The 19887-nt window shown below is 39.2% G+C and carries 20 protein-coding genes; 12 read left to right on the top strand and 8 right to left on the bottom strand.

Features of this window, described 5'->3' with window-relative positions:
• The first annotated feature begins 67 nt into the window (after positions 1-67).
• The 4 genes from dapF to ACFQ1G_RS04105 all read left to right on the top strand — a co-directional run bounded on the left by dapF (position 68) and on the right by ACFQ1G_RS04105 (position 3289).
• On the top strand, positions 68-862 hold the full coding sequence (gene dapF, locus ACFQ1G_RS04120; RefSeq protein WP_380737004.1) for a diaminopimelate epimerase: 795 nt from the start codon (positions 68-70) through the stop codon (positions 860-862).
• Positions 849-1382 carry a GNAT family N-acetyltransferase gene (locus ACFQ1G_RS04115; RefSeq protein ID WP_380737003.1) on the top strand — a complete coding sequence of 178 codons (534 nt, stop codon included), beginning with the start codon at positions 849-851 and terminating at the stop codon, positions 1380-1382. The genes dapF and ACFQ1G_RS04115 overlap by 14 nt, the downstream gene beginning before the upstream one ends.
• A complete protein-coding gene (gene mltG, locus ACFQ1G_RS04110) occupies positions 1372-2415 on the top strand; it encodes an endolytic transglycosylase MltG (protein ID WP_380737002.1) in 1044 nt (347 codons plus the stop codon). Before ACFQ1G_RS04115 ends, mltG begins: the two co-directional genes overlap by 11 nt.
• Before the next feature lie 196 nt (positions 2416-2611).
• Complete coding sequence (locus ACFQ1G_RS04105) at positions 2612-3289, top strand: peptidoglycan-binding protein LysM (protein WP_380737001.1); 678 nt, start codon at positions 2612-2614, stop codon at positions 3287-3289.
• Here the strand turns inward: ACFQ1G_RS04105 and ACFQ1G_RS04100 are convergent.
• From ACFQ1G_RS04100 to dnaA, 3 genes are read right to left on the bottom strand one after another with little or no spacing between them, the layout of a single operon-like run.
• A complete protein-coding gene (locus ACFQ1G_RS04100) occupies positions 3267-4001 on the bottom strand; it encodes an SAM-dependent methyltransferase (RefSeq protein ID WP_380737000.1) in 735 nt (244 codons plus the stop codon). The genes ACFQ1G_RS04105 and ACFQ1G_RS04100 overlap by 23 nt on opposite strands.
• Entirely contained in the window at positions 3988-4455 is a 468-nt protein-coding gene (locus tag ACFQ1G_RS04095; RefSeq protein ID WP_380736999.1) for a low molecular weight protein-tyrosine-phosphatase, read from the bottom strand. The genes ACFQ1G_RS04100 and ACFQ1G_RS04095 overlap by 14 nt, the downstream gene beginning before the upstream one ends.
• A gap of 9 nt (positions 4456-4464) precedes the next feature.
• The gene (gene dnaA, locus ACFQ1G_RS04090; protein ID WP_380738451.1) at positions 4465-5892 is read right to left on the bottom strand and encodes a chromosomal replication initiator protein DnaA; all 1428 of its coding nucleotides are present in this window, start codon (positions 5890-5892) and stop codon (positions 4465-4467) included.
• A gap of 214 nt (positions 5893-6106) precedes the next feature.
• Between dnaA and ACFQ1G_RS04085 the strand changes: the two genes are divergently transcribed.
• On the top strand, positions 6107-6505 hold the full coding sequence (locus ACFQ1G_RS04085; protein WP_380738449.1) for an acyl-CoA thioesterase: 399 nt from the start codon (positions 6107-6109) through the stop codon (positions 6503-6505).
• A gap of 40 nt (positions 6506-6545) precedes the next feature.
• Here the strand turns inward: ACFQ1G_RS04085 and ACFQ1G_RS04080 are convergent, their stop codons facing one another.
• Genes ACFQ1G_RS04080 through ribD form a run of 4 tightly spaced genes read right to left on the bottom strand, consistent with a single transcriptional unit; the run spans position 6546 to position 9679 of the window.
• Positions 6546-7163 carry an IMPACT family protein gene (locus ACFQ1G_RS04080; protein ID WP_380736998.1) on the bottom strand — a complete coding sequence of 206 codons (618 nt, stop codon included), beginning with the start codon at positions 7161-7163 and terminating at the stop codon, positions 6546-6548.
• Entirely contained in the window at positions 7151-8032 is an 882-nt protein-coding gene (locus tag ACFQ1G_RS04075; protein WP_380736997.1) for an EamA family transporter, read from the bottom strand. Before ACFQ1G_RS04075 ends, ACFQ1G_RS04080 begins: the two co-directional genes overlap by 13 nt.
• Complete coding sequence (locus tag ACFQ1G_RS04070) at positions 8029-8637, bottom strand: HAD family hydrolase (protein WP_380736996.1); 609 nt, start codon at positions 8635-8637, stop codon at positions 8029-8031. Before ACFQ1G_RS04070 ends, ACFQ1G_RS04075 begins: the two co-directional genes overlap by 4 nt.
• Entirely contained in the window at positions 8630-9679 is a 1050-nt protein-coding gene (gene ribD / locus ACFQ1G_RS04065; protein ID WP_380736995.1) for a bifunctional diaminohydroxyphosphoribosylaminopyrimidine deaminase/5-amino-6-(5-phosphoribosylamino)uracil reductase RibD, read from the bottom strand. Before ribD ends, ACFQ1G_RS04070 begins: the two co-directional genes overlap by 8 nt.
• A gap of 190 nt (positions 9680-9869) precedes the next feature.
• Here ribD and ACFQ1G_RS04060 point away from each other — a divergent pair, with 190 nt between their 5' ends.
• The 7 genes from ACFQ1G_RS04060 (at position 9870) to ACFQ1G_RS04030 (ending at position 17819) form a co-directional block, all read left to right on the top strand.
• Positions 9870-10862 (top strand): 2-hydroxyacid dehydrogenase, encoded by a 993-nt coding sequence (locus ACFQ1G_RS04060; RefSeq protein WP_380736994.1) that lies wholly within the window; start codon positions 9870-9872, stop codon positions 10860-10862.
• Between the two features lie 68 nt (positions 10863-10930).
• The gene (locus ACFQ1G_RS04055; protein WP_380736993.1) at positions 10931-11434 is read left to right on the top strand and encodes a GNAT family N-acetyltransferase; all 504 of its coding nucleotides are present in this window, start codon (positions 10931-10933) and stop codon (positions 11432-11434) included.
• Positions 11435-11437: 3 nt separating this feature from the next.
• Positions 11438-12289, top strand: a complete 852-nt coding sequence (gene prmC / locus ACFQ1G_RS04050; protein ID WP_380736992.1) for a peptide chain release factor N(5)-glutamine methyltransferase — start codon at positions 11438-11440, stop codon at positions 12287-12289.
• Positions 12286-12951, top strand: a complete 666-nt coding sequence (locus tag ACFQ1G_RS04045) for a VOC family protein (protein WP_380736991.1) — start codon at positions 12286-12288, stop codon at positions 12949-12951. The genes prmC and ACFQ1G_RS04045 overlap by 4 nt, the downstream gene beginning before the upstream one ends.
• Positions 12948-14939, top strand: a complete 1992-nt coding sequence (ligA, locus tag ACFQ1G_RS04040) for an NAD-dependent DNA ligase LigA (protein WP_380736990.1) — start codon at positions 12948-12950, stop codon at positions 14937-14939. The genes ACFQ1G_RS04045 and ligA overlap by 4 nt, the downstream gene beginning before the upstream one ends.
• Positions 14940-15214: 275 nt before the next feature.
• Positions 15215-17467, top strand: a complete 2253-nt coding sequence (locus tag ACFQ1G_RS04035; protein ID WP_380736989.1) for a PAS domain-containing sensor histidine kinase — start codon at positions 15215-15217, stop codon at positions 17465-17467.
• The gene (locus ACFQ1G_RS04030) at positions 17439-17819 is read left to right on the top strand and encodes a response regulator (protein WP_380736988.1); all 381 of its coding nucleotides are present in this window, start codon (positions 17439-17441) and stop codon (positions 17817-17819) included. Before ACFQ1G_RS04035 ends, ACFQ1G_RS04030 begins: the two co-directional genes overlap by 29 nt.
• Before the next feature lie 21 nt (positions 17820-17840).
• Here ACFQ1G_RS04030 and ACFQ1G_RS04025 read toward each other — a convergent pair whose 3' ends face one another.
• Positions 17841-19829 (bottom strand): hybrid sensor histidine kinase/response regulator, encoded by a 1989-nt coding sequence (locus ACFQ1G_RS04025; RefSeq protein WP_380736987.1) that lies wholly within the window; start codon positions 19827-19829, stop codon positions 17841-17843.
• Positions 19830-19887 lie beyond the last annotated feature (58 nt).

Raw genomic sequence — 19887 nt, 5'->3', positions numbered from 1 at the left:
CAAGCAGTACAGAATCCTGTACAGTTTTCGTTGTTTATTGTATCTTTGGCTCTTTAATTCTTGCCTGATGGAACTTACTTTTTATAAATACCAGGGAACCGGAAATGATTTTGTGATGGTCGATAACCGCCAGGGAATTTTATCCAAAAACAATACCAATTTAATAAAAAGTCTTTGTGACAGAAAATTTGGCATAGGTGCTGACGGCCTGATATTGCTAGAGGAACCGGACAATGCTAATGACGATTTTAAAATGGTCTATTTCAATGCCGATGGCCGCGAGAGTTCTATGTGCGGAAACGGAGGGAGATGTATCGTGGCATTTGCGAATTTTCTTGGGATCGTAAAGGATAAAGCTTCGTTTACAGCAATTGACGGCTTTCATGAGGCAACTATCGAAAATGAATTGATAGGACTTAAGATGACCAATGTTGAAGGAGTGGAAGAGAAGGATCATGCTTTTTTTCTAAATACCGGGTCTCCTCATCATGTAATTTTTTCCGAAAATATTGATTCCATTGATCTGAAAGCTGAAGGAGCTGCCATTCGCTATTCAAATGAATATAGTTCAATAGGAGGGACAAACGTAAACTTTGTCGAGATGCTTGATAAAGTTAATTTTAAGGTTCGCACCTATGAAAGAGGAGTAGAGGATGAAACCTTATCCTGTGGAACTGGCGTAACTGCTGTCGCATTGGCGGCCTATGCATCTGGGAAGGTTGATTCTTATACGGTCCATCTTGAAACCAAAGGAGGTATGTTGACAGTTTCATTTGAGCCTGAGGAAACCCGTTTTCAGAATATTTGGCTAACCGGGCCGGCCAAACAGGTCTTTAAAGGAATTGTGAATGTTAACGCTTAAAGGAGACAAAATATTTCTAAGGGCTCTGGAGCCTCACGACCTTGAATTTCTTTTTTCAGTAGAAAATGATGAGGAATTTTGGGAAGTTAGTTCTACCAGCGCACCTTTTTCCAAATTCATTCTCAGGCAATATCTTGAGAACTCCCACAAGGATATTTATGAAGTAAAACAGTTAAGGCTGGTCATTTGCGAACATGATGGCACACCTGCAGGTTTTATTGATCTATTTGATTTTGATCCAAAACATCGTCGGGCTGCTGTTGGGATCGTAATAAAGAACCTAAACCATCGCCAAAAAGGTTTTGCTTCTGAGGCTCTTAAGCTTCTGCGTAAATATAGTTTTATCAGACTGGGACTTCACCAGGTATACGCGAATGTTGGAATAGATAACATTTCAAGTCAGAATTTATTCGAAAAAGCCGGTTTTATAAAGACCGCACATAAAAAAGATTGGGTATTGGTAAACGGTACCTTTAAAGATGAACTTTTATATCAGTTGATAAACAAGGATGTACATTAGAAAAATATTAGTCGTTATTGCCATTTTAGGCATCGTAGCTTTAGCCGGATTCTCATATTATATATATGATGTGATCTTTTCTCCAAATACTGCTTTTTCAGAGGAAAAAGTAAATGTTTATATCCCAACCGGATCAGATTATTCTGAAGTTCGGGATCAATTAGAGCCTTTGGTCGATAATATTGCTGAATTTGATCAGGTAGCTAAAAGAAAAGGGTACACGGCTAATATAAAGGCGGGAAGGTTCATTCTGAAAAAAGGTATGAACAATAACGAAATGATCAATGTGTTGCGCAGCCGAAATATTCCGGTGTGGGTAACCTTTAATAACCAGGAAAGACTGGAGAATCTTGCGGGTAGGGTAGCAGTCCAAATTGAGGCCGATAGTACAGAATTATTACAGGCAATGAGAGATTCTGAGTTTTTGGCCGCCAATAACTTTAACGAGAACAATGCCCTTTCCATGTACCTTCCCAATAAATATGAATTCTTCTGGAATACTTCCGCTGAAGAATTTAGGGAGCGAATGAAGAAAGAATATGACCGTTTCTGGACAGCTGAAAAATTGCAGAAAGCAGAGGAGATCGGGTTGACACCTCACGAAGTAATGGTGGTCGCTTCCATAGTTCAAAAGGAGACCGCTAAGGTGGACGAAAGACCACGGGTTGCAGGTGTTTATATGAACAGGCTGAATAACGGCTGGAAGCTGGATGCAGATCCTACCGTGATCTATGCCTTGAAAGATAAGTTGCAGGATTTTGATACCGTTATAAAAAGGGTACTCTACAAGGATCTTAAAATTGATTCGCCTTATAATACTTACTTATATAAAGAACTTCCTCCGGGCCCAATAAGTATGCCTGATATTTCCTCAATAAACGCAGTTTTGAATTATGAGGACCACGATTATTTTTACTTTGTAGTTGATGTGGAGAACTTTGGATATCATAAATTTTCCAAAACACTTTCTCAGCACAATATCAATAAACGCGAATATGTGCGTTGGATCAACAAACAAAAAATAAACAGATAAGTTTCTGGTATACTGAATTTTAACTCAAGGTGTGCAGTTTCATTTTTGGCACGTTCTGTGCTTAATACTTGTTCGAAGAGCAAAAATTGCTTTAAGAATTGTTTAACATGCTGACAATGAGTTTATTAAATTTTATCATATATTTGTCGGCCGAATTGGGATAATCTTAGGATTATTTCAACCAAAACAAAATAGGATGAAAAAGAAAATTGCAAAATTTTCAGTTTTACCAGTTTTAGGAGCTTCTATATTTTTTTATAGCTTCTCAACCAAGAAAGCTATAGAAGTCAAAGAGTATTTGGCTACTGAGTTTTCAGTAGCTAACCAGGAACTAAACTTTACGGTTCCCGGGGTCCAGGATGTAGTTGTTTTTGATGAGGTCAGGAATTATCCTGAACTTGGAAAATCCTACATCGCTTTCAAGGAAGCTCTTGGGTTTAAAGAATCGGGTGGAGATTACAAGATCATCAATGATTTTGGTTATATGGGGAAATACCAGTTTGGTAGAGGTACCCTTAAAATGATTGGGATCAAGGATACTAATCTTTTTCTTAATAATCCCGATCTTCAGGAAGCTGCATTTTATGCTAACACCTCACGTAACAAGTGGATCCTTAGAAGGGATATTGCTCGTTTCCAGGACAAGGTGATCAATGGCGTTAAGATAACAGAGTCAGGTATTCTGGCCGCTGCTCACTTGGCGGGTGCCGGAAACGTGAAAAAATACTTGAGAAGCGGTGGAGCTTTCAGTTTTAATGACGGCTTCGGAACTTCCATAAAACATTACTTTAGAAAATTTGCGGGATATGATACTTCTTTTGTAGTTCCTGACAGGAAAGCAAAAGCGAAGATTAAAAATCCTTCTGCAGTATAAAAATAGTGGGCCTCTTATGAAGGTCCACTTTTGTTTTAGCCCATTCCGAAACGGGTTTCGTTACAATAAATTCTGTACTTAATGTAATATCGCAGGCTATACAAACCCTCGTGGCCGGATGAAGTATGGAGATCAGATCTTCCAGCATTTTATTGTTCCTGTAAGGAGTTTCTATAAAAAGTTGAGCCTGATTCTTTTCCAACGATAGTCTTTCCAGGTTCTTGATCTCACTCTTTCTAGCCGATTTATCTATTGAGAGGTAGCCATTGAAAGCAAAATTTTGACCGTTCATTCCAGATCCCATCATAGCCAAAAGAATAGAGGAGGGGCCGACAAGTGGTACCACCTTGATCCCTTCCCGATGAGCGATCTTTACAATTTCGGCTCCCGGATCTGCAACTCCCGGACATCCGGCCTCGCTTAAAAGGCCAACATCTGTTCCTTCTATGCAAGGCTTTAGAAAAGAGGGAATATCCGCAGGATCTGTGTGCTTATTTAAGGTGAAAAGTTTTAAAGAAGGCTGAGATTTTGAGGGAACCAGTTTTTTAATGGCTCTTCTCGCTGTCTTTTCATTCTCAACGATGAAAGTGTCGATCCTTTCTATATGTTTTTGAACAGAGGCAGGTAATACTTCTAATGGATCATTATCTCCAAGGGTGGTTGGAATTAGATATAATTTTCCGGAATATAAAAAAGGGTCATTCACTATCATCTTCTATTTTACGGGCAATTACTTCGCAGGCCTCATTAAGCATTTCATAAACTCTTTTAAAACCGTCATGGCCTCCATGGTAAGGATCGGGCACTTCAACATTTTCCCCGGGAAAGATCTCGTTAAGGATCAATGAAACCTTGTTTTGATCTTCTTCTGTTCTGGCAAGGGAAAGCACATCGCGATAATTGGACATATCCATTACAAAGATCAAGTCAAAATTGTCAAAATCTTCAGTAGTAAATTGTCGTCCTCTTTGATAAGTTATATCGAGTGAATTCTTTTTAGCAATGGAAACCGAGCGCTCATCGGGCAAATCTCCTACATGGTAATTACTGGTTCCTGCCGAGTCGACAATAACCTTATTTGAATCAACTTTAGATTTTAAAATGCCTTCGGCCAGGGGTGACCTGCAGATATTTCCGAGACACACCATCAAAACCCTGGTTTTCATAAGTTCTTTTTAGAGAGTAAGTTTCTTGTTGATATCCTCTACAAATTTATTGAATTGCTTATCTGTAGTGGCAAGGTTGTCAACCGTCTTGCAGGCATGCAGTACCGTCGCGTGATCTCGTTTTCCAATTTGTGAACCTATACTTGCCAAAGAAGCTTTCGTGAATTTCTTCGCGAAGAACATCGCAAGCTGTCTTGCCTGAACAATGTGTCTTTTTCGGGTTTTAGACTGTAAGGTTTCAACATCCATCTGGAAGTATTCACTAACGATCTTTTGAATATAATCAATAGATACTTCGCGTTTGGTGTTCTTAACGTAATTGTCAACGATCTTCTTGGCAAGATCAAGTGTAATATCCTTTTTATTGAAAGACGAGTGCGCGATCAATGAAATAATGGCTCCTTCCAGCTCACGAATATTGGTTTTAATATTATTGGCCAGAAATTCAATGATCTCTTCCGGCATATCAACCCCGTCGCGGTACAATTTATTCTTGATGATCGAAATCCTTGTATCTGTATCAGGGTGCTGTAATTCCGCGGAAAGACCCCATTTGAAACGGGATAACAATCTTTGTTCAATATCCTGCATATCTACAGGAGCCTTATCTGAAGTAAGGATTACTTGTTTTCTGTTTTGGTGCAGGTGATTGAAAATATGGAAGAATACATCCTGAGTTCCGGCTTTTCCGGAAAGTAATTGAATATCATCCACGATCAATACATCAATGATCTGGTAGAAATGAATGAAATCATTCCGGTTATTCTTTTTTACGGACTCTATATACTGCTGCGTGAATTTTTCCGCGGAAATATAAAGAACGGTCTTTTCAGGGTATTTGTCTTTTATTTCAATTCCAATGGAGTGAGCCAGGTGGGTTTTTCCTAAACCAACTCCCCCGAAAATGAGCAGTGGGTTAAAGGAGGTTTCTCCCGGTTTATTCGCTACCGCTAATCCGGCTGATCTTGCCAGCCTGTTGGAATCTCCTTCCAGGAAATTATCAAAGTTGTAGCTTGGGTTTAGCTGGGACTCGATCTTTACATTTCGAATACCCGGTATGATAAACGGATTTTTAAGTTCCGGATTCTTATTCTTAATAGGTACATCTACTTCTTGAGAAGACATATTAGACCTGTTAGTGCTCGGGATCTTTTCGGTGAACGGTTGTTTGTTACCGTATGTGTTCTCCATTTTGATAACATACACTAACTTTGCCTGGTCGCCTAAAACCCGGTTTAAGGAGACCTTTAGTAATTTGACATAGTGCTCCTCTAACCACTCGTAGAAAAATTTAGAAGGGACCTGAATGCTTAATGCTTTTTCAGTAAGTTTAACAGCCTGAATGGGTTCAAACCAGGTCTTGTATGCCTGGGGGGTAATATTATCTTTAATGAAAGCTAGACAGCTGTTCCAAACTGATTGGGCAGTTTCTGACATTCCTGATTCTAAATTTTTAATTCGGTTGTTAGTAGTGACTTCCATAAGAAAAAGAGAAAATTTTCTTTCTCCCGGGTTTATTAGAGCAACAAATATGTGAACAAATTATCTGAAAAAAAAACGGTTTGCCTCTTGAAAATTAACAAAAATTTTAGCATACTGTGTTCCTGTGATGAAAGTACAAAACCGATTTAAATAATCCCACAAAAAAATGATGAAAAGCCATAATTCGTATGTTAAAGTTAGATATGCAGAGACCGACCAAATGGGAGTGGTCTATCACGGGAATTATGCGCAATATCTTGAGATTGCCCGTATTGACTGGCTTCAGGCGATAGGAGTCTCTTATAAAAAGATGGAAGAACAGGGGGTGATGCTTCCGGTTTATGAGCTAAAATTAATTTTTAAAAAATCTGCAAAATTTGATGACGAGCTTAAAATTGAGACCACTCTTCTTAAAAAACCCGGTGTTCGGATAGAATTTCGTTATAAAATATTTAACCAAAATGGGGAATTATTAACGGAAGCGGAAACCACTCTTGTTTTTATGGACATGGAAAAGAATAAACCCATAAAATGTCCGCAATATGTTCTCGATAAATTGGGCTTTTAAAAGAAACGGAAAACCCCCTCTTTTTATTACTTCCTAAAAGTTAATCTTCCAGTTCGGTTATTTTAACTTTATAGGTCGCGTCAAATTTTTCAAAGATCCTTTCCGCTTCCTTTTTTCGAACAGAAATAATGATCTTACAATCTAATTCCAGGATCTGGTCAATGACATTCAGGTTGTTCTCCTTGATGACGCGCATTACTTTGTTCATTTCAGGGTAATCAAATGCGATCTCAAACTTCAGATCAATCGTGCGGGTTACAATATTTGACGCTTCAAGTGCCATTTGGGCCGCAGTTTTATAAGCATTGATCAATCCGCCTACACCTAATTTAACTCCGCCAAAATAACGAACCACTACTATAAGGACATTGGTAACCTCAAATGACTGGATCTGTCCGTAGATTGGCATACCCGCAGAATTAGAAGGTTCACCATCATCATTTGCCCTGTACCGAAAATCTTCTTTTCCCAGTTGCCAGGCATAACACCAGTGCCGGGCCGCATGATGTTTTTTCTTCAGGTCTTCAAGGTGATCTTTGATCTGATCTTCATTGTTGACAGGAAAAGCGTATCCAAAGAATTTGCTGTTCTTGTCTTTGAAAAGGACTTCTTCTGAAGCTTTTGTAATGGTCTTATATGTATCCTTTATTTCATCCATTGCTCTGCAGTTGCGATCAAAATTATACTAATGACTGCGAAGCCTATTCCTATCCAGTTCTTTGGAAGCATTCTTTCCTTGAAAAGCAGAATTCCCAGGAAGGTGGATACCATAACAATTGCCACGTTATTCAAAGGGAATATGGTCGAACTTTCCACTCCGCCGGTTCTTAAGGCGAGTACCAGGAAATAAATGGAACCAAAATTGGGAATTCCTAAAGCGATCCCTCCCAGCAGGTTTTTAAAGTTTAGATCTAAAGAACCTTTGATTTTTTGGATGAGCAAAATTGTAATTCCAATACAACCCGCAATTCCGAATATAGTAGAAGTAAATCGTGCTACGTCTTGCTCGGCAACATAAGTTGTCTCAAGATACTTTAAGGTGGTGTCGATGATCCCACTTCCAAAGAAGACCAAAAGTGGAAAGATCAGGTTGCGTTTCCGAATTGTGATCCCTTCCTTTTTCTTGATGGATGTGAGGTATACGGCGAACAACGCGAAAATGATTCCGATAATTTTAATGAAACCGGTGCTTTCATTGTATAAAAAGATTCCGAAGAGAACCGGGATGGCAACCGACATTTTTGTGGCCACTGAAACTACCGAAAGTCCACTACGTTGCGTAGTAATCGCAGCCAGGTAAAAAACTGCGATGAACATGAACCCAAGTATGAACGTACCCAAAAACCAAGATTCAGTAGGTATGCGTTCCAGGTTGAAAGGCTGGTCGTCAACGAGCATTCCCGCTCCAAATGCGAAAAAATAGTTGAAAATGATAGCTTGTAGGGTGTTGACCTTAAACCGGTCATAGAGTTTAAAGATCACAAAGATCACACTTGATGAAAGAACGCTTAGGAGGAGAAAGATCAAAATAATTCCTTTTTAATAGTGAATAGATCAACTACATCTTCGGTAGCGGGATCTATATTCCAGGTGTGAATGTTCAATTCGGCAGCTGCTTTAGTGTTTTCAGGAGTATCGTCTATAAAAAGCGTCTCCTCAGGTTTAAGACCATGTTGTTTGAGAACGAATTCATAAATAGAGTGTTCCGGTTTGCGAAGATTGATCTCTTGAGAGAGATAAAAGGCATCAAAGCAGTTTTTGAAATCTTCGAAAAAATCAATGTTCTCTTTCACCCAGTCAATATGAATGTCGTTCGTGTTACTGAGCAAAATAAGCTTGTACTTTCCTTCTTTTTGCAGTTCCTTTAAAAAGCTCAATCTGTGCTCAGGAAACTTCAGGAGAATGGCATTCCATGATTTGGTGAATGCTTCGGAAGTCAACTGCGGATAATTAGAGCGGTAAGTTCCAATAAATTCTTCCGAAGAAAGCAAACCCATTTCATATTCGCGGTTCTTCTGAAGTATTTCTTCAGAAAAATCAGAGATAGCGTGCCTTTCCAGTTCTCGTTTTGTAGCCGCCTTATCCAGGTCCAGAAAAACGTCCCCAAAATCGAAAATTATCGTTTTAATCATTCTTGTAAATCTTTAATAGATCTGAAGCGATGTGTTCTTCAGAAATTAGTGTGCCCGCAATACTGGGGGCAGTAATCCCTTTTCCAAATTCAGTATTTCCGGTAAAAACTCTTGCCTCGTCCCAATAACCTTCATCTAAAAAACTTTCCAGAGTTTGACGTCCGCCTTCAATGATCACAGATTGGATCTCGTACTTGTATAAAATTTCACACACCTGCTTTGGCAGAGGAGCATTGAAATTAAGTTTCTCAAAAATGACATTTTCGGAATCTCTTTCTGAAGTATCTTTTTCTGTAAAAACCAGGGTTTTGATACTGTCATCAAAAATATAGGACTCCGCGGGAATTCTTAATTGTCTGTCTAAAACAACTCTCACCGGGTGATTTCCATGCCACAGGCGGGTATTGAGTTTGGGGTTGTCAACAACTGCAGTTGTTGTTCCTACCATGATTGCCTGCTCTTCAGACCTCCATTTATGAACCAGTTGTTTGGAATATCGGTTAGAGATCCAGACAGGTTCCCTTTCTGTGGTGTCCAGGTTCCCGGGGCTCAAAAATCCATCCCTGGTTTCGGCCCATTTTAGAATTATATAAGGTCTTTTTTTGGTGTGAAAGGTGAAAAACCGCTTGTTCAGTTCCCGGCAGGCTTCTTCCCGAACTCCTACGATCACTTCACAACCCGCATCAAAAAGTTTTTTAATTCCTTTTCCGGCAACTTCAGAAAAAGGATCAACCGTGCCAATCACCACTTTTTTAATACCGCTGTCAATGATCAAATTGCTGCAAGGAGGAGTCTTGCCATAGTGGCTGCAGGGTTCCAGGCTAACATAGATCGTGGCTTTTTTGAGAAGCTCTTTGTCTTTTACCGCATTTACGGCATTTACTTCGGCATGAGGTTCTCCGGCTTTCCTGTGCCAGCCTTCACCAATGATCCGGTCGTTATACACGATAACACTGCCAACCATAGGATTGGGGAAGGTGCGTCCTCTCCCGTTTTGAGCCAGCTGAATGCATCGATCTATGTATCTTTCGTGGATCTTCATGTGACAAAAATAGTATTTATAACATAGAATTTAGACCCTTCGTTATTTCAACTTTTGGATGAATGGATTTATGAACATGAAACTAAATATTTTTGTCACCCTAAATTTAATTAGTAGTTGTTTTTAAGTAATTTAAGGTGTTGATGCTTCGGGCTCCTAAAATTGTTTTTAGAGATTAAATTTTGATTAAATGAAGGTAGCGGTATTCAGTACAAAAAGCTATGACCGGGAATTTTTAGAAAAGCTAAATGCAAAATTCAAGCATGATCTTAGTTTTTTTGAGGTTCCGTTAAATCGTCACACTGCTTCATTAGCAAATGGTTTCAAAGGAGTGTGCGTATTTGTAAATGATAAGGTAGATCCCGAAACCATCGAAATCTTGCATTATTCTGGAGTGGAGGTGATCGTTCTAAGGTGCGCAGGATTCAACAATGTGGACCTGAAAACCTCCGCGGAAAAAAATATGAAAGTATACAGGGTGCCGGCCTACTCGCCGAATTCTATTGCTGAGCACGCTCTTGCCCTGATCCTCACTTTGAACAGGAAAACGCATAAGGCATTTAACAGGATCAGGGAAAATAATTTCTCACTAGATCATCTTTTGGGTTTCAACCTGCATAAGAAAGTGGTGGGAGTGATTGGAACAGGAATGATTGGGAGTGTTTTCGCTGATATCATGTTAGGCCTGGGTTGTGAAGTGATTGCTCATGATATTGAAGAATCTTCGGGATTAAAGGAAAAGGGGGTGAAATACATCTCTTTGGAAGAACTTTTGAAAATCTCAGATATCATATCCCTTCATTGTCCATTAACTCCAGAAACGCATCACCTCATAAATAAAGAGGCATTTTCTATGATGAAAAAAGGAGTGATGCTTATAAATACTTCAAGGGGAGCCGTGATCGACACAAAAGAAGCGATTAGAGCTTTGAAAAGTCAAAAACTGGGTTATTTGGGAATCGACGTTTATGAGCAGGAAGAAAGCCTCTTTTTTAGAGACCTTTCTGAGCAGATCGTTTCAGATGATCTTATAGCCCGATTGATGAGTTTTCCTAATGTGCTGATCACTGCCCATCAGGGGTTTTTTACTGAAGAAGCCATGACACAGATAGCTAAGGTTACCTTGCAGAATATTTCAGATTTTGAAGCAGGAAGAATGAACGAAAATCTTATTGGAGGGTAGGAGTGTAAATAGTACTTTTACGGGCACCCGCAAAGCCTATCGGGGATTGAAAAATTACTGAAAAAGCAATGAATACATATACCATCCGAAAAATTCAACCTGAAGATAATCAGCAGGTAAAAACAGTCATTCAGAGTGTTTTGATTGAAATGGGAGTTCCCAAAGTTGGGACTGCTTATGAAGATGCATCTCTAGATGACATGTTCGAGGCATACAATAAGGATAGAATGGATTATTTTGTCCTGGTCGAAGGTGATAAGATCACCGGTTGCGCCGGGATCGCTCCTTTGGAAGGTGGAGACGACAGGATATGTGAACTTCAAAAAATGTACTTCTTGCCGGAAGCCCGGGGTAAAGGTGCCGGGGCTGAAATGATGAAGATCTGTCTTGATCACGCCCGGAACTTGGGTTATGAGCAATGTTACCTGGAAACTCTTCCTTACATGGAAAATGCCAGAAAACTATATGCTCGCACCGGTTTTCGCTCTCTGGAAGGTCCGTTGGGTAATACCGGACATTATAGTTGCACTATGTGGATGATCAAAGATCTTAATGAACTAGAGGCTCTTTAAAATATGCTGCTGAAGGATCTTAAAAATCAATTTATAGACGTACTTCAAAAGGAGTACCCAAAAGAGGAGGTCAGTTCTTTTTTTAATATTCTCACGGAAGCTTTTTTAAAGATGAGCCGCCTGCAGGTGGCCTTAGAACCGAATAAAAGTCTGACTGAAACTGAACTTCAGCAATTGGAAAAAGCTCTGGAACGCTTAAAGAAGCACGAGCCAATACAATATATTACCGGGCAAACTGAATTCTTCGGCCTGACCTTTAAAGTGAATCCTGCCGTTTTGATCCCCAGGCCTGAAACCGAAGAATTGGTTCAATGGATCCTGGATGATATTGAAAAAACAGGGAAAAAGACCCTGAACATTCTGGATATAGGCACGGGTAGTGGTTGTATCGCGGTTTCCCTGGCAAAAAACCTTCCGAATTCTAAAGTTTCAGCCATTGATATTTCAGAAGAGGCGTTAAAAACAGCCCAAGGGAATGCCCAAATGAATGGAGTTGAAATAGAATTCCTTCAAAAGGACATTTTAAGTGCCGCTTCCTTGCCGGTTAAGTATGATATTATAGTATCCAATCCACCTTATGTGCGGGACCTTGAAAAAGAAGCTATGCACCGTAATGTGCTGGATTTTGAACCGGAATCAGCCTTATACGTGAAAGATCATGATCCTTTGATCTTTTACCAAAAGATAAGTGAGTTGGCAGAGAATTCATTGAAGGAAAATGGTTCCGTTTATTTTGAGATCAACCAATATCTTGGAAAGGAAACGGAAGAGGTCTTGAAAAATAAAAATTTTCAAACCCAATTAAAAAAGGATATTTTCGGGGTCGATCGTATGCTTAAAGGGGAAAAGTCATGAAAATAGATTTTCTGAAATTATATACTCCAAACCTTCAGGAGCAATTACACTTTTATAAGGAGGTATTAGGCCTGCCTGTTAAAAATTTTCATGAAAACTCCTTCCAGGTAAGTATAGGTTATACAGGGATAGAATTTGAGCAGGTCGAAAATGCTACTCCATACCACTATGCTATTCACATTCCACCGAAACAGGAAGAGAAAGCTTTGGCCTGGTTAGAGGAACGAGTTGGGATATTGAAAGACGGGGAAGATAAGATAATTGACTTTCCCAACTGGAAGGCAAGGTCGGTCTATTTTTATGACGCTGACAGGAATATAGTGGAGTTGATCTCACGGACTGACCTTTTTTCTGAAGGGCCTGAAAATTTTTCCGAAGAAAGCTTTTTAGGAGTCAGTGAAATAGGGCTTGCTACTGAAAATGTGGAAGATGAATTCCAGTTTTTGAATTCAAATTTCGGACTGGAGAAATTCACAGGCGATTACGAACGGTTTTGCGCCACCGGTGATGATGAAGGTTTGTTCATTATCATCAATAAAAATATTAAGGACTGGATCCCAACCGGAGATAAGGCATATGCCTCTCCATTTGAGATAAAATTTACCATCGCTCAGGCTTCTTTTGGAGCGGTATTTAAAAACGATAGATTAGAACTTACATGAACACAGGGGAAAAAATAAAGGCACTTCGCGAGGAGCTACACCATCATAATCATTTGTATTACGTATTGGATAAGCCTGAAATTTCTGATTATGATTTTGACCAAAAATTAAAAGAACTTCAAAAACTCGAAGAGGCTCATCCCGAATTTCATGATGATAACTCGCCCACATTACGGGTTGGAGGTGCGGTTACCAAGAATTTTGCGACCGTGACACATGAACACAGAATGTATTCACTTGACAATTCATACTCGAAAGAGGATCTTGAGAACTGGGAAAAAAGAATCAGGAAGCAAGTTGATGGCGAGGTAAATTACACCTGTGAGCTAAAATATGACGGGGCATCCATAAGTTTGACCTATGTTAAAGGTGAATTCAAACAGGCTGTTACCAGGGGTGATGGTTTCAAAGGAGATGATGTAACTAATAATGTGCGTACCATTCGCTCGGTTCCTTTAAAATTAAAAGGGGATTACCCCGAAAAATTTGAAATCGGGGGAGAGATCGTCCTTCCTTATGAAGGGTTTGCCCATTTGAATGCGGCCCGGGTGGAAGCGGGGGAAGAACCTTATGCGAATCCACGGAATACTGCTTCGGGAAGCCTGAAGCTTCAGGATAGCTCTGAAGTTGCAAAAAGACCGCTTGATTGTTTATTGTACGGGCTAAAAGGTCACAAACTTGGTCTGAAGACTCAGTATGAAAGCCTGGAAAAAGCAAGATCCTGGGGATTTAAAGTTCCTGATGAAGCTATTCTGGCAAAAGACCTTTCCGAAGTATTAAAATATATCAATTACTGGGATGTTCATCGTCACGACCTGCCGTATGAGACCGATGGGGTAGTGGTGAAAGTAAATGACCTGCACCAACAGGAAGAATTGGGTCACACGGCTAAATCGCCAAGATGGGCCATGGCTTATAAATTCCAGGCAGAACAGGTTACAACTCACTTGAATAAAATCACTTACCAGGTCGGTAGGACGGGAGCGATCACTCCTGTAGCCAATTTAGAACCTGTACAACTTGGTGGAACCGTAGTGAAACGGGCTTCTCTCCATAATGCTGACCAGATCCAGAAACTGGATGTGAGAGAGGGCGATGAGGTTTATGTGGAAAAAGGCGGGGAGATCATTCCAAAAATTATTGGGGTGAACTTCAAACAGCGTGATCCAAACTCCAAGCCCACCGAATATATCACAGAATGTCCTGAATGTGGAACAGAACTTATTCGGAATGAAGGGGAGGCTCAACATTATTGCCCCAACTTTAACGGTTGCCCGCCACAGGTAATTGGGCGTATTCAGCATTTTATTTCCCGGAAGGCAATGGATGTTGAAGGCCTGGGAGGAGAAACAGTCGCTCTACTGGTAAATGAAGGTTTAATAGGAAACTACGCTGATCTTTATGAGCTGAAAAAGGAACAGATTCTTCCTTTGGAACGAATGGCTGAAAAATCGGCTGACAACCTGATCCAGGGAATTGAGAATTCAAAGAATATTCCTTTTGAAAGAGTTTTGTTCGCTTTGGGAATAAGATATGTGGGAGAAACTGTCGCCAAGAAACTGGCAAACCACTTTAAGAATATTGAAGCGCTGGAAAAGGCATCTAAAGAGGAGCTCGAGAAGATCGATGAAATAGGGGAGCGAATTGCTGAGAGTGTGGTGGAGTTCTTTTCTTCGGAAGAAAATGTAAAGAACGTCGAACGTCTTAAAGGCTATGGCCTTCAGTTAGCTATCTCTGCAGAAAAATTAGCCAATCAAACAGTTAAACTGAAAGGACAAACCTTTGTAGTATCAGGGGTTTTCTCTATGCCCAGAAATGACCTTAAGAAAATGATCGAAGATAATGCCGGTAAAGTTTCGGGATCTATTTCCTCAAAAACCAGTTATGTAATTGCTGGTGAAAATATGGGGCCAAGCAAACACGCGAAGGCAGAAAATCTGGGAATTCCGATCATTAGTGAGGAAGATTTTCTTAGAATGCTGAAATAGTAAGTTGGAAATTTCCCTTTGTTCTCAAACTTTCCTAAAGATCATTGATAAATAATCTTCCGGAGCTAAAAGGAATCCTTGTTTTAATTTTAACATTTCTTTAAAATAAATATTGCTTGTGATTTTTATCCTGAATTAATTTTTTAATTCAGGATTTCAAGTATATTTACCACTTGATTTTGTGTGCTTTATCGATTAAATGAGTCGTTTTATCTATTTTTCGGGTGAAAGTCGTGAGGGTTTTTTGAGTGTAATAGAGGTTTTATGTAGAGGCAATGAGGAAAGAATTTAACGAAATTTTATATTTTACAGGTGGCAAATCAGAGGGTGTAGATCTAAGGAAGCTGCTTTCGGGTAAAGAATATTTAATAAAAACACAATCTGTTGAATCTGAACAAGCAATGGTAGCCACCGTTCGGCTATTTGAGCCTCAGGTAATCTTAATGGATTATAATATTACTTCCAGTAAAATTAATATTGACGAGATCCTAATTCAATTTAAAAAGATAGATGATTCAATACCGCTTATCTTAATTATTGACGAGGAGGCCGAAAAAGGCGCTATTAATTTACTCAACAGGGGAATAAGGAGTTATATCTTTCGAGACAGGCCGGGTAAACTTCCCTTCCTTATCAAAAAATACCTGAGTCATGACGAAAGGAAGTTTAAGACCCTGGTTGAGAATAGTTCAGATGCTACCCTTATATTAACTCCAGATGGGACGCATTCTTATGTTTCCCCGGCAATTACGACGATCCTTGGTTATTCAAGGGAAGAAGTTTTAAATCTTGACCTTTATGAGCTGTTGGCTTCAGAGGAAAAGGAAAAGGTACAGGAAGCAATGACGGTCGTCCTGGAATTACCGGGAGTAACAGGTCCAAGTATCGAAGTTTGCGCCCATAAGAAAACCGGCGAGTTAATTTGCCTTGAGGTGACATTAACCAATTTATTACATATAAGTGATATTCATGGGATCGCCATCAATCTTCGTGATATTACCGAGTATAAACTGGCAGAGGAAGCTATTATTGAAAGTGAGGAAAAATATCGTTCTTTTTTCATGAATAGCATGGACGGTGTACTTGTAACCGTGACCGATGGTACTATTCTGGCTGCTAATCCTGCTGCTTGTTCGATGCTTCAAATGACAGAGAAGGAAATCTGTGAAGTAGGGAGATTTGGAATTGTTGATTTAAATGATCCCCGAGTAATGGAAGCAATTAATGAGCGCAAACGGACTGGAAGGGTGAAAGCTGAAATCACTATGAAACGTAAGGATGGCACTTTCTTTCCTGCTGAACTTACCTCCTCGGTATATGTTGATGCCAAAAGCCGGAACAGAACCTCATTGATCATAAGAGACCTTTCTGAAAAGAGCCAGGTTACAGAGGAAAGAAACTTCCAGGCCGATCTTTTGGATAGAATTGGTCAGGCTGTTTATGCGACCGATACCTGTGGATTTGTGAATTACTGGAACCAAACGGCTACCAGGATTTACGGCTGGACAAAAGAAGAAGCTTTAGGAAGGAATATTCTGGATTTTTCCACTTCTGGGAAGCTCAAAGAACTATGCAGTAACATTAGAGATGTTCTAAAAACCGGGAAAAACTGGGTGGGCGAAGTTAATGCAATAAGAAAAGACGGTAAAGAATTCCCAGCTTATGTAACAGAAACGCCTGTGTATAATTCTAAAGGAGAACTGAATGGGTTTTTAGTAATTTCAAGTGACATTACTGAACAGAAAAAGTCTGAGATAAAATTAAGGGAACTCAACTCCAGTCTTGAAAAATATACAGTAGAGTTGATCAATGCCAATAAAGGTCTGGAACAATACTCATTTATTGTTTCACATAACCTTAGGGCTCCGGTTGCAAACCTATTAGGTTTGAAGGGGCTTTATCTTCAAAAAGATCATCCGGAAGAGCTAAGGCAGCGATTTCTAACAGAACTCTTTGAAAATATTGATCGTCTTGATAATATTATTGCAGATCTCAACAGTATACTAAAAAGTAAGACAGAGATCAGTGAAAAGAAAGAGGCCGTTAAGTTCCAGGAATTAGTGAACAGTGTAACCGAGAGTATTAATCACCTAATTATTAAAGAGAAGGTGGAAGTGGTTACTGATTTTTCTGAAGTTCCGCAGTGGCATTCTATTAAAGGATATTTACACAGTGTTTTTTATAATCTGATATTTAATAGTATAAAGTACCGCAAACCGGATCAAAATCCTAAAATTGAAATTAGATCCTGGAGCGAAAATGAAAAGCTGTATCTGTCTTTCAAAGACAATGGTTTGGGAATTGATCTCGAAAATAAAAAGGACCAGCTTTTCAGATTATATAAACGTTTTCACCATCACGTTGAAGGTAAAGGAATGGGACTTTTTATGGTGAAAACTCAGGTTGAAATGATGGGAGGGGAAATCTCGGTTTTAAGTGAAATAAATAAGGGTGCAGAATTTATAGTAAGCTTTAATAATAGTAAAACGGAGACAGAGTATGAAGAAGCATTATATATTGGTGGATGATGACGTTACGAACAACCTTATTTGTGAGTTTACAATTAAAAAATTTGATGAGCAGGCAGAAATACGGGTGTTCACAAATCCGGAATTAGCACTGGAAAGCTTAAAAGGATTTTCGGAAGGAAATAAGCCGATTATGTTTTTAGATTTAAACATGCCAACAATGACAGGTTGGGAGTTTTTAGAGTATTTCAACACCCTTGATCCTAAAATAAAAGATAAATTCTCTGTTTATATTTTAACTTCAGCACTTGATAATGGGGATATGAAGCATTTTGATTATCCGTTTTTAAAAGGGTTCTTATCAAAACCACTTCAAACAACTTATTTAGAAAATATTGTTGAAAAAGGGTAGGACTTTAGTATGCTCTGTTCGTTAGGTATATTTCCGAATCAGTTGTAAAAGTCGGTTCTTATCGATTGGTTTGGTTATATAGTCAGTACCTCCTGCTTCCATAGCTTCATCTTTATCTCGTGAAGAAGTATAGGCCGTTTGAATGATGATAGGCACCGTTTTATTGAATTCCCGAATGGCACTGGTCGCTTCGATACCGTTCATTACAGGCATTTTTATGTCCATTAAGACCAGATCAATTCCAGATTTTTTCTGTAGGATGTCAACACATTCCTGACCTGTTTTTGCTCTAATAACCTGTATTTCAGGTCTTTTGAGGATTTGATTGATGAACAGGTAACTGATGTTGTCATCTTCAGCCACCACTATGCATAACTTTTTGTTTAAGACCCGGGAATTATTTTTGGGCTTCTCTTCCTCCTCATTGGGAACCGGCTTTATGTAAGGAATAGAAAAATAAAATGTGGAGCCTTTATTTAATTCAGATTCCAGCCATATCTTCCCATTTAAAGCCTTTACGTAGGCCTTTACAATTGAAAGACCAAGCCCTGATCCTTCATGGGGCCTGGTAATATTCAGGTTTGCCTGTACGAAGCGTTCAAAAATGGCTTGCTGCCGCTCTTCCGGGACTCCAACACCCGAATCCTTTACATAAAAAATAAGTTTATCATTTTCAAAGTAGTTTCCGAATTCAACATATCCATTATCAGTGAATTTGATGGCATTATTTAATAGGTTGGTAAGAATATTGTCAAAAATGAATTTATCAGCCATAAATATTGCCTTATCTGTGGGTAAATTATGGTTCATGATCAATTCGATATCCTTCTCACGTGCCTTAGGTTTGAAAAATTGATAAAAGAAATCCATGGTTTCCGGCGCATTGATAGGGGTCAATTTTACGCTTATCTGGTCAGAATCTATTTTTGAGATCTCGATAATATTGTTGATGGTAGTCAATAGTCGTTGCCCGCTTTTTATTACGATCTCTATATATTTTTTTCTCTCATCAGAATCCAGGTCGGGTTCCTTTAAAAGCTCAAGGAAGCCAATGATCCCATTCATGGGAGTCCTGATCTCATGTGACATGTTTTGAAGAAAAATGGTTTTGAGTCGTTCGCTTTCCTCTGCTTTCTCTTTTGCCAGGGTTAACTGTCGGTTCTTCTTCCATAAGGCCTTCGTCTTAATTTTAATCTGATAGCGCAGAAGAATGAAATATATCGTGATTATGAGCAAGGCAAGTAAAAGCACAACAAATGACCAAAGGATGAATTTTGGAACAAAAGATTTTCCAGGAGGATCGAACCAGTAACGCAGTATCTTATAATATTTGGATCCGGTGTTGTTTTTTAGTTTTGAAAGGTGCCTGTCAAATTTACTTACCAAAGCAGGGTCGGTAGATCTTGAAAAGGCAAAATGAAGTTCTGAGGGCCTGAATATTATACCTGTGGAAATAATGTTTCCGTTAATGTGTTCAGAGAATAAGAAAAACCTGGAAGCGATCAAAAGGTCGATTTGTTTGTTTTCAAGCGCTTTTACAGATTCTGGATAGTCTTCAAAAGTTAAGATGTCAAATTTAAACTTCAGATTGTTTTTAAAGGATTGTTGAAGAAAGTCTTCCTGAACAGAGCCTTTTAACACCCCCAGGCGTTTGTTTTCCAGGTCAAATATAGATTGCACATTCGTGTCCTTAAGGGCGTAGGCTTCCAACCAGGAGCTCATTACAGGAACAGAATTCAATTGGAAAAGTGAATCTCGTTCTTGCGAATAAGCAACATCCGGGAGAAGATCAATAGTGCCCCCGCTAAGTGCTTCTATGAGTTCTTCCCATTCCCCTGACTGATAGGTGATCGAAATGTCTTCTTTTTGAGCGATTAATTCCAGGATTTCAATAAAAATTCCGTCCGGTTCTCCTACTTCATTGATAAAGATCTTTGGTGGATTTTGATAAACACCTACTTTAAGTTGAGGTTCGGGATGGTCGACCTGGGAATACCCCAAAATAGGCAAGAATGTTATTTTAAGGAATAAAAGTATATATAATCTGACTAAAGTGTAATTATTCACT

The sequence above is a fragment of the Salinimicrobium gaetbulicola genome, assembly GCF_042676025.1.
In the GTDB taxonomy this organism is placed as follows: Bacteria; Bacteroidota; Bacteroidia; order Flavobacteriales; family Flavobacteriaceae; genus Salinimicrobium; species Salinimicrobium gaetbulicola.
The sequence above is the reverse complement of the archived record's forward strand: the minus strand, read 5'-3'. Positions and strand labels throughout refer to the sequence as shown.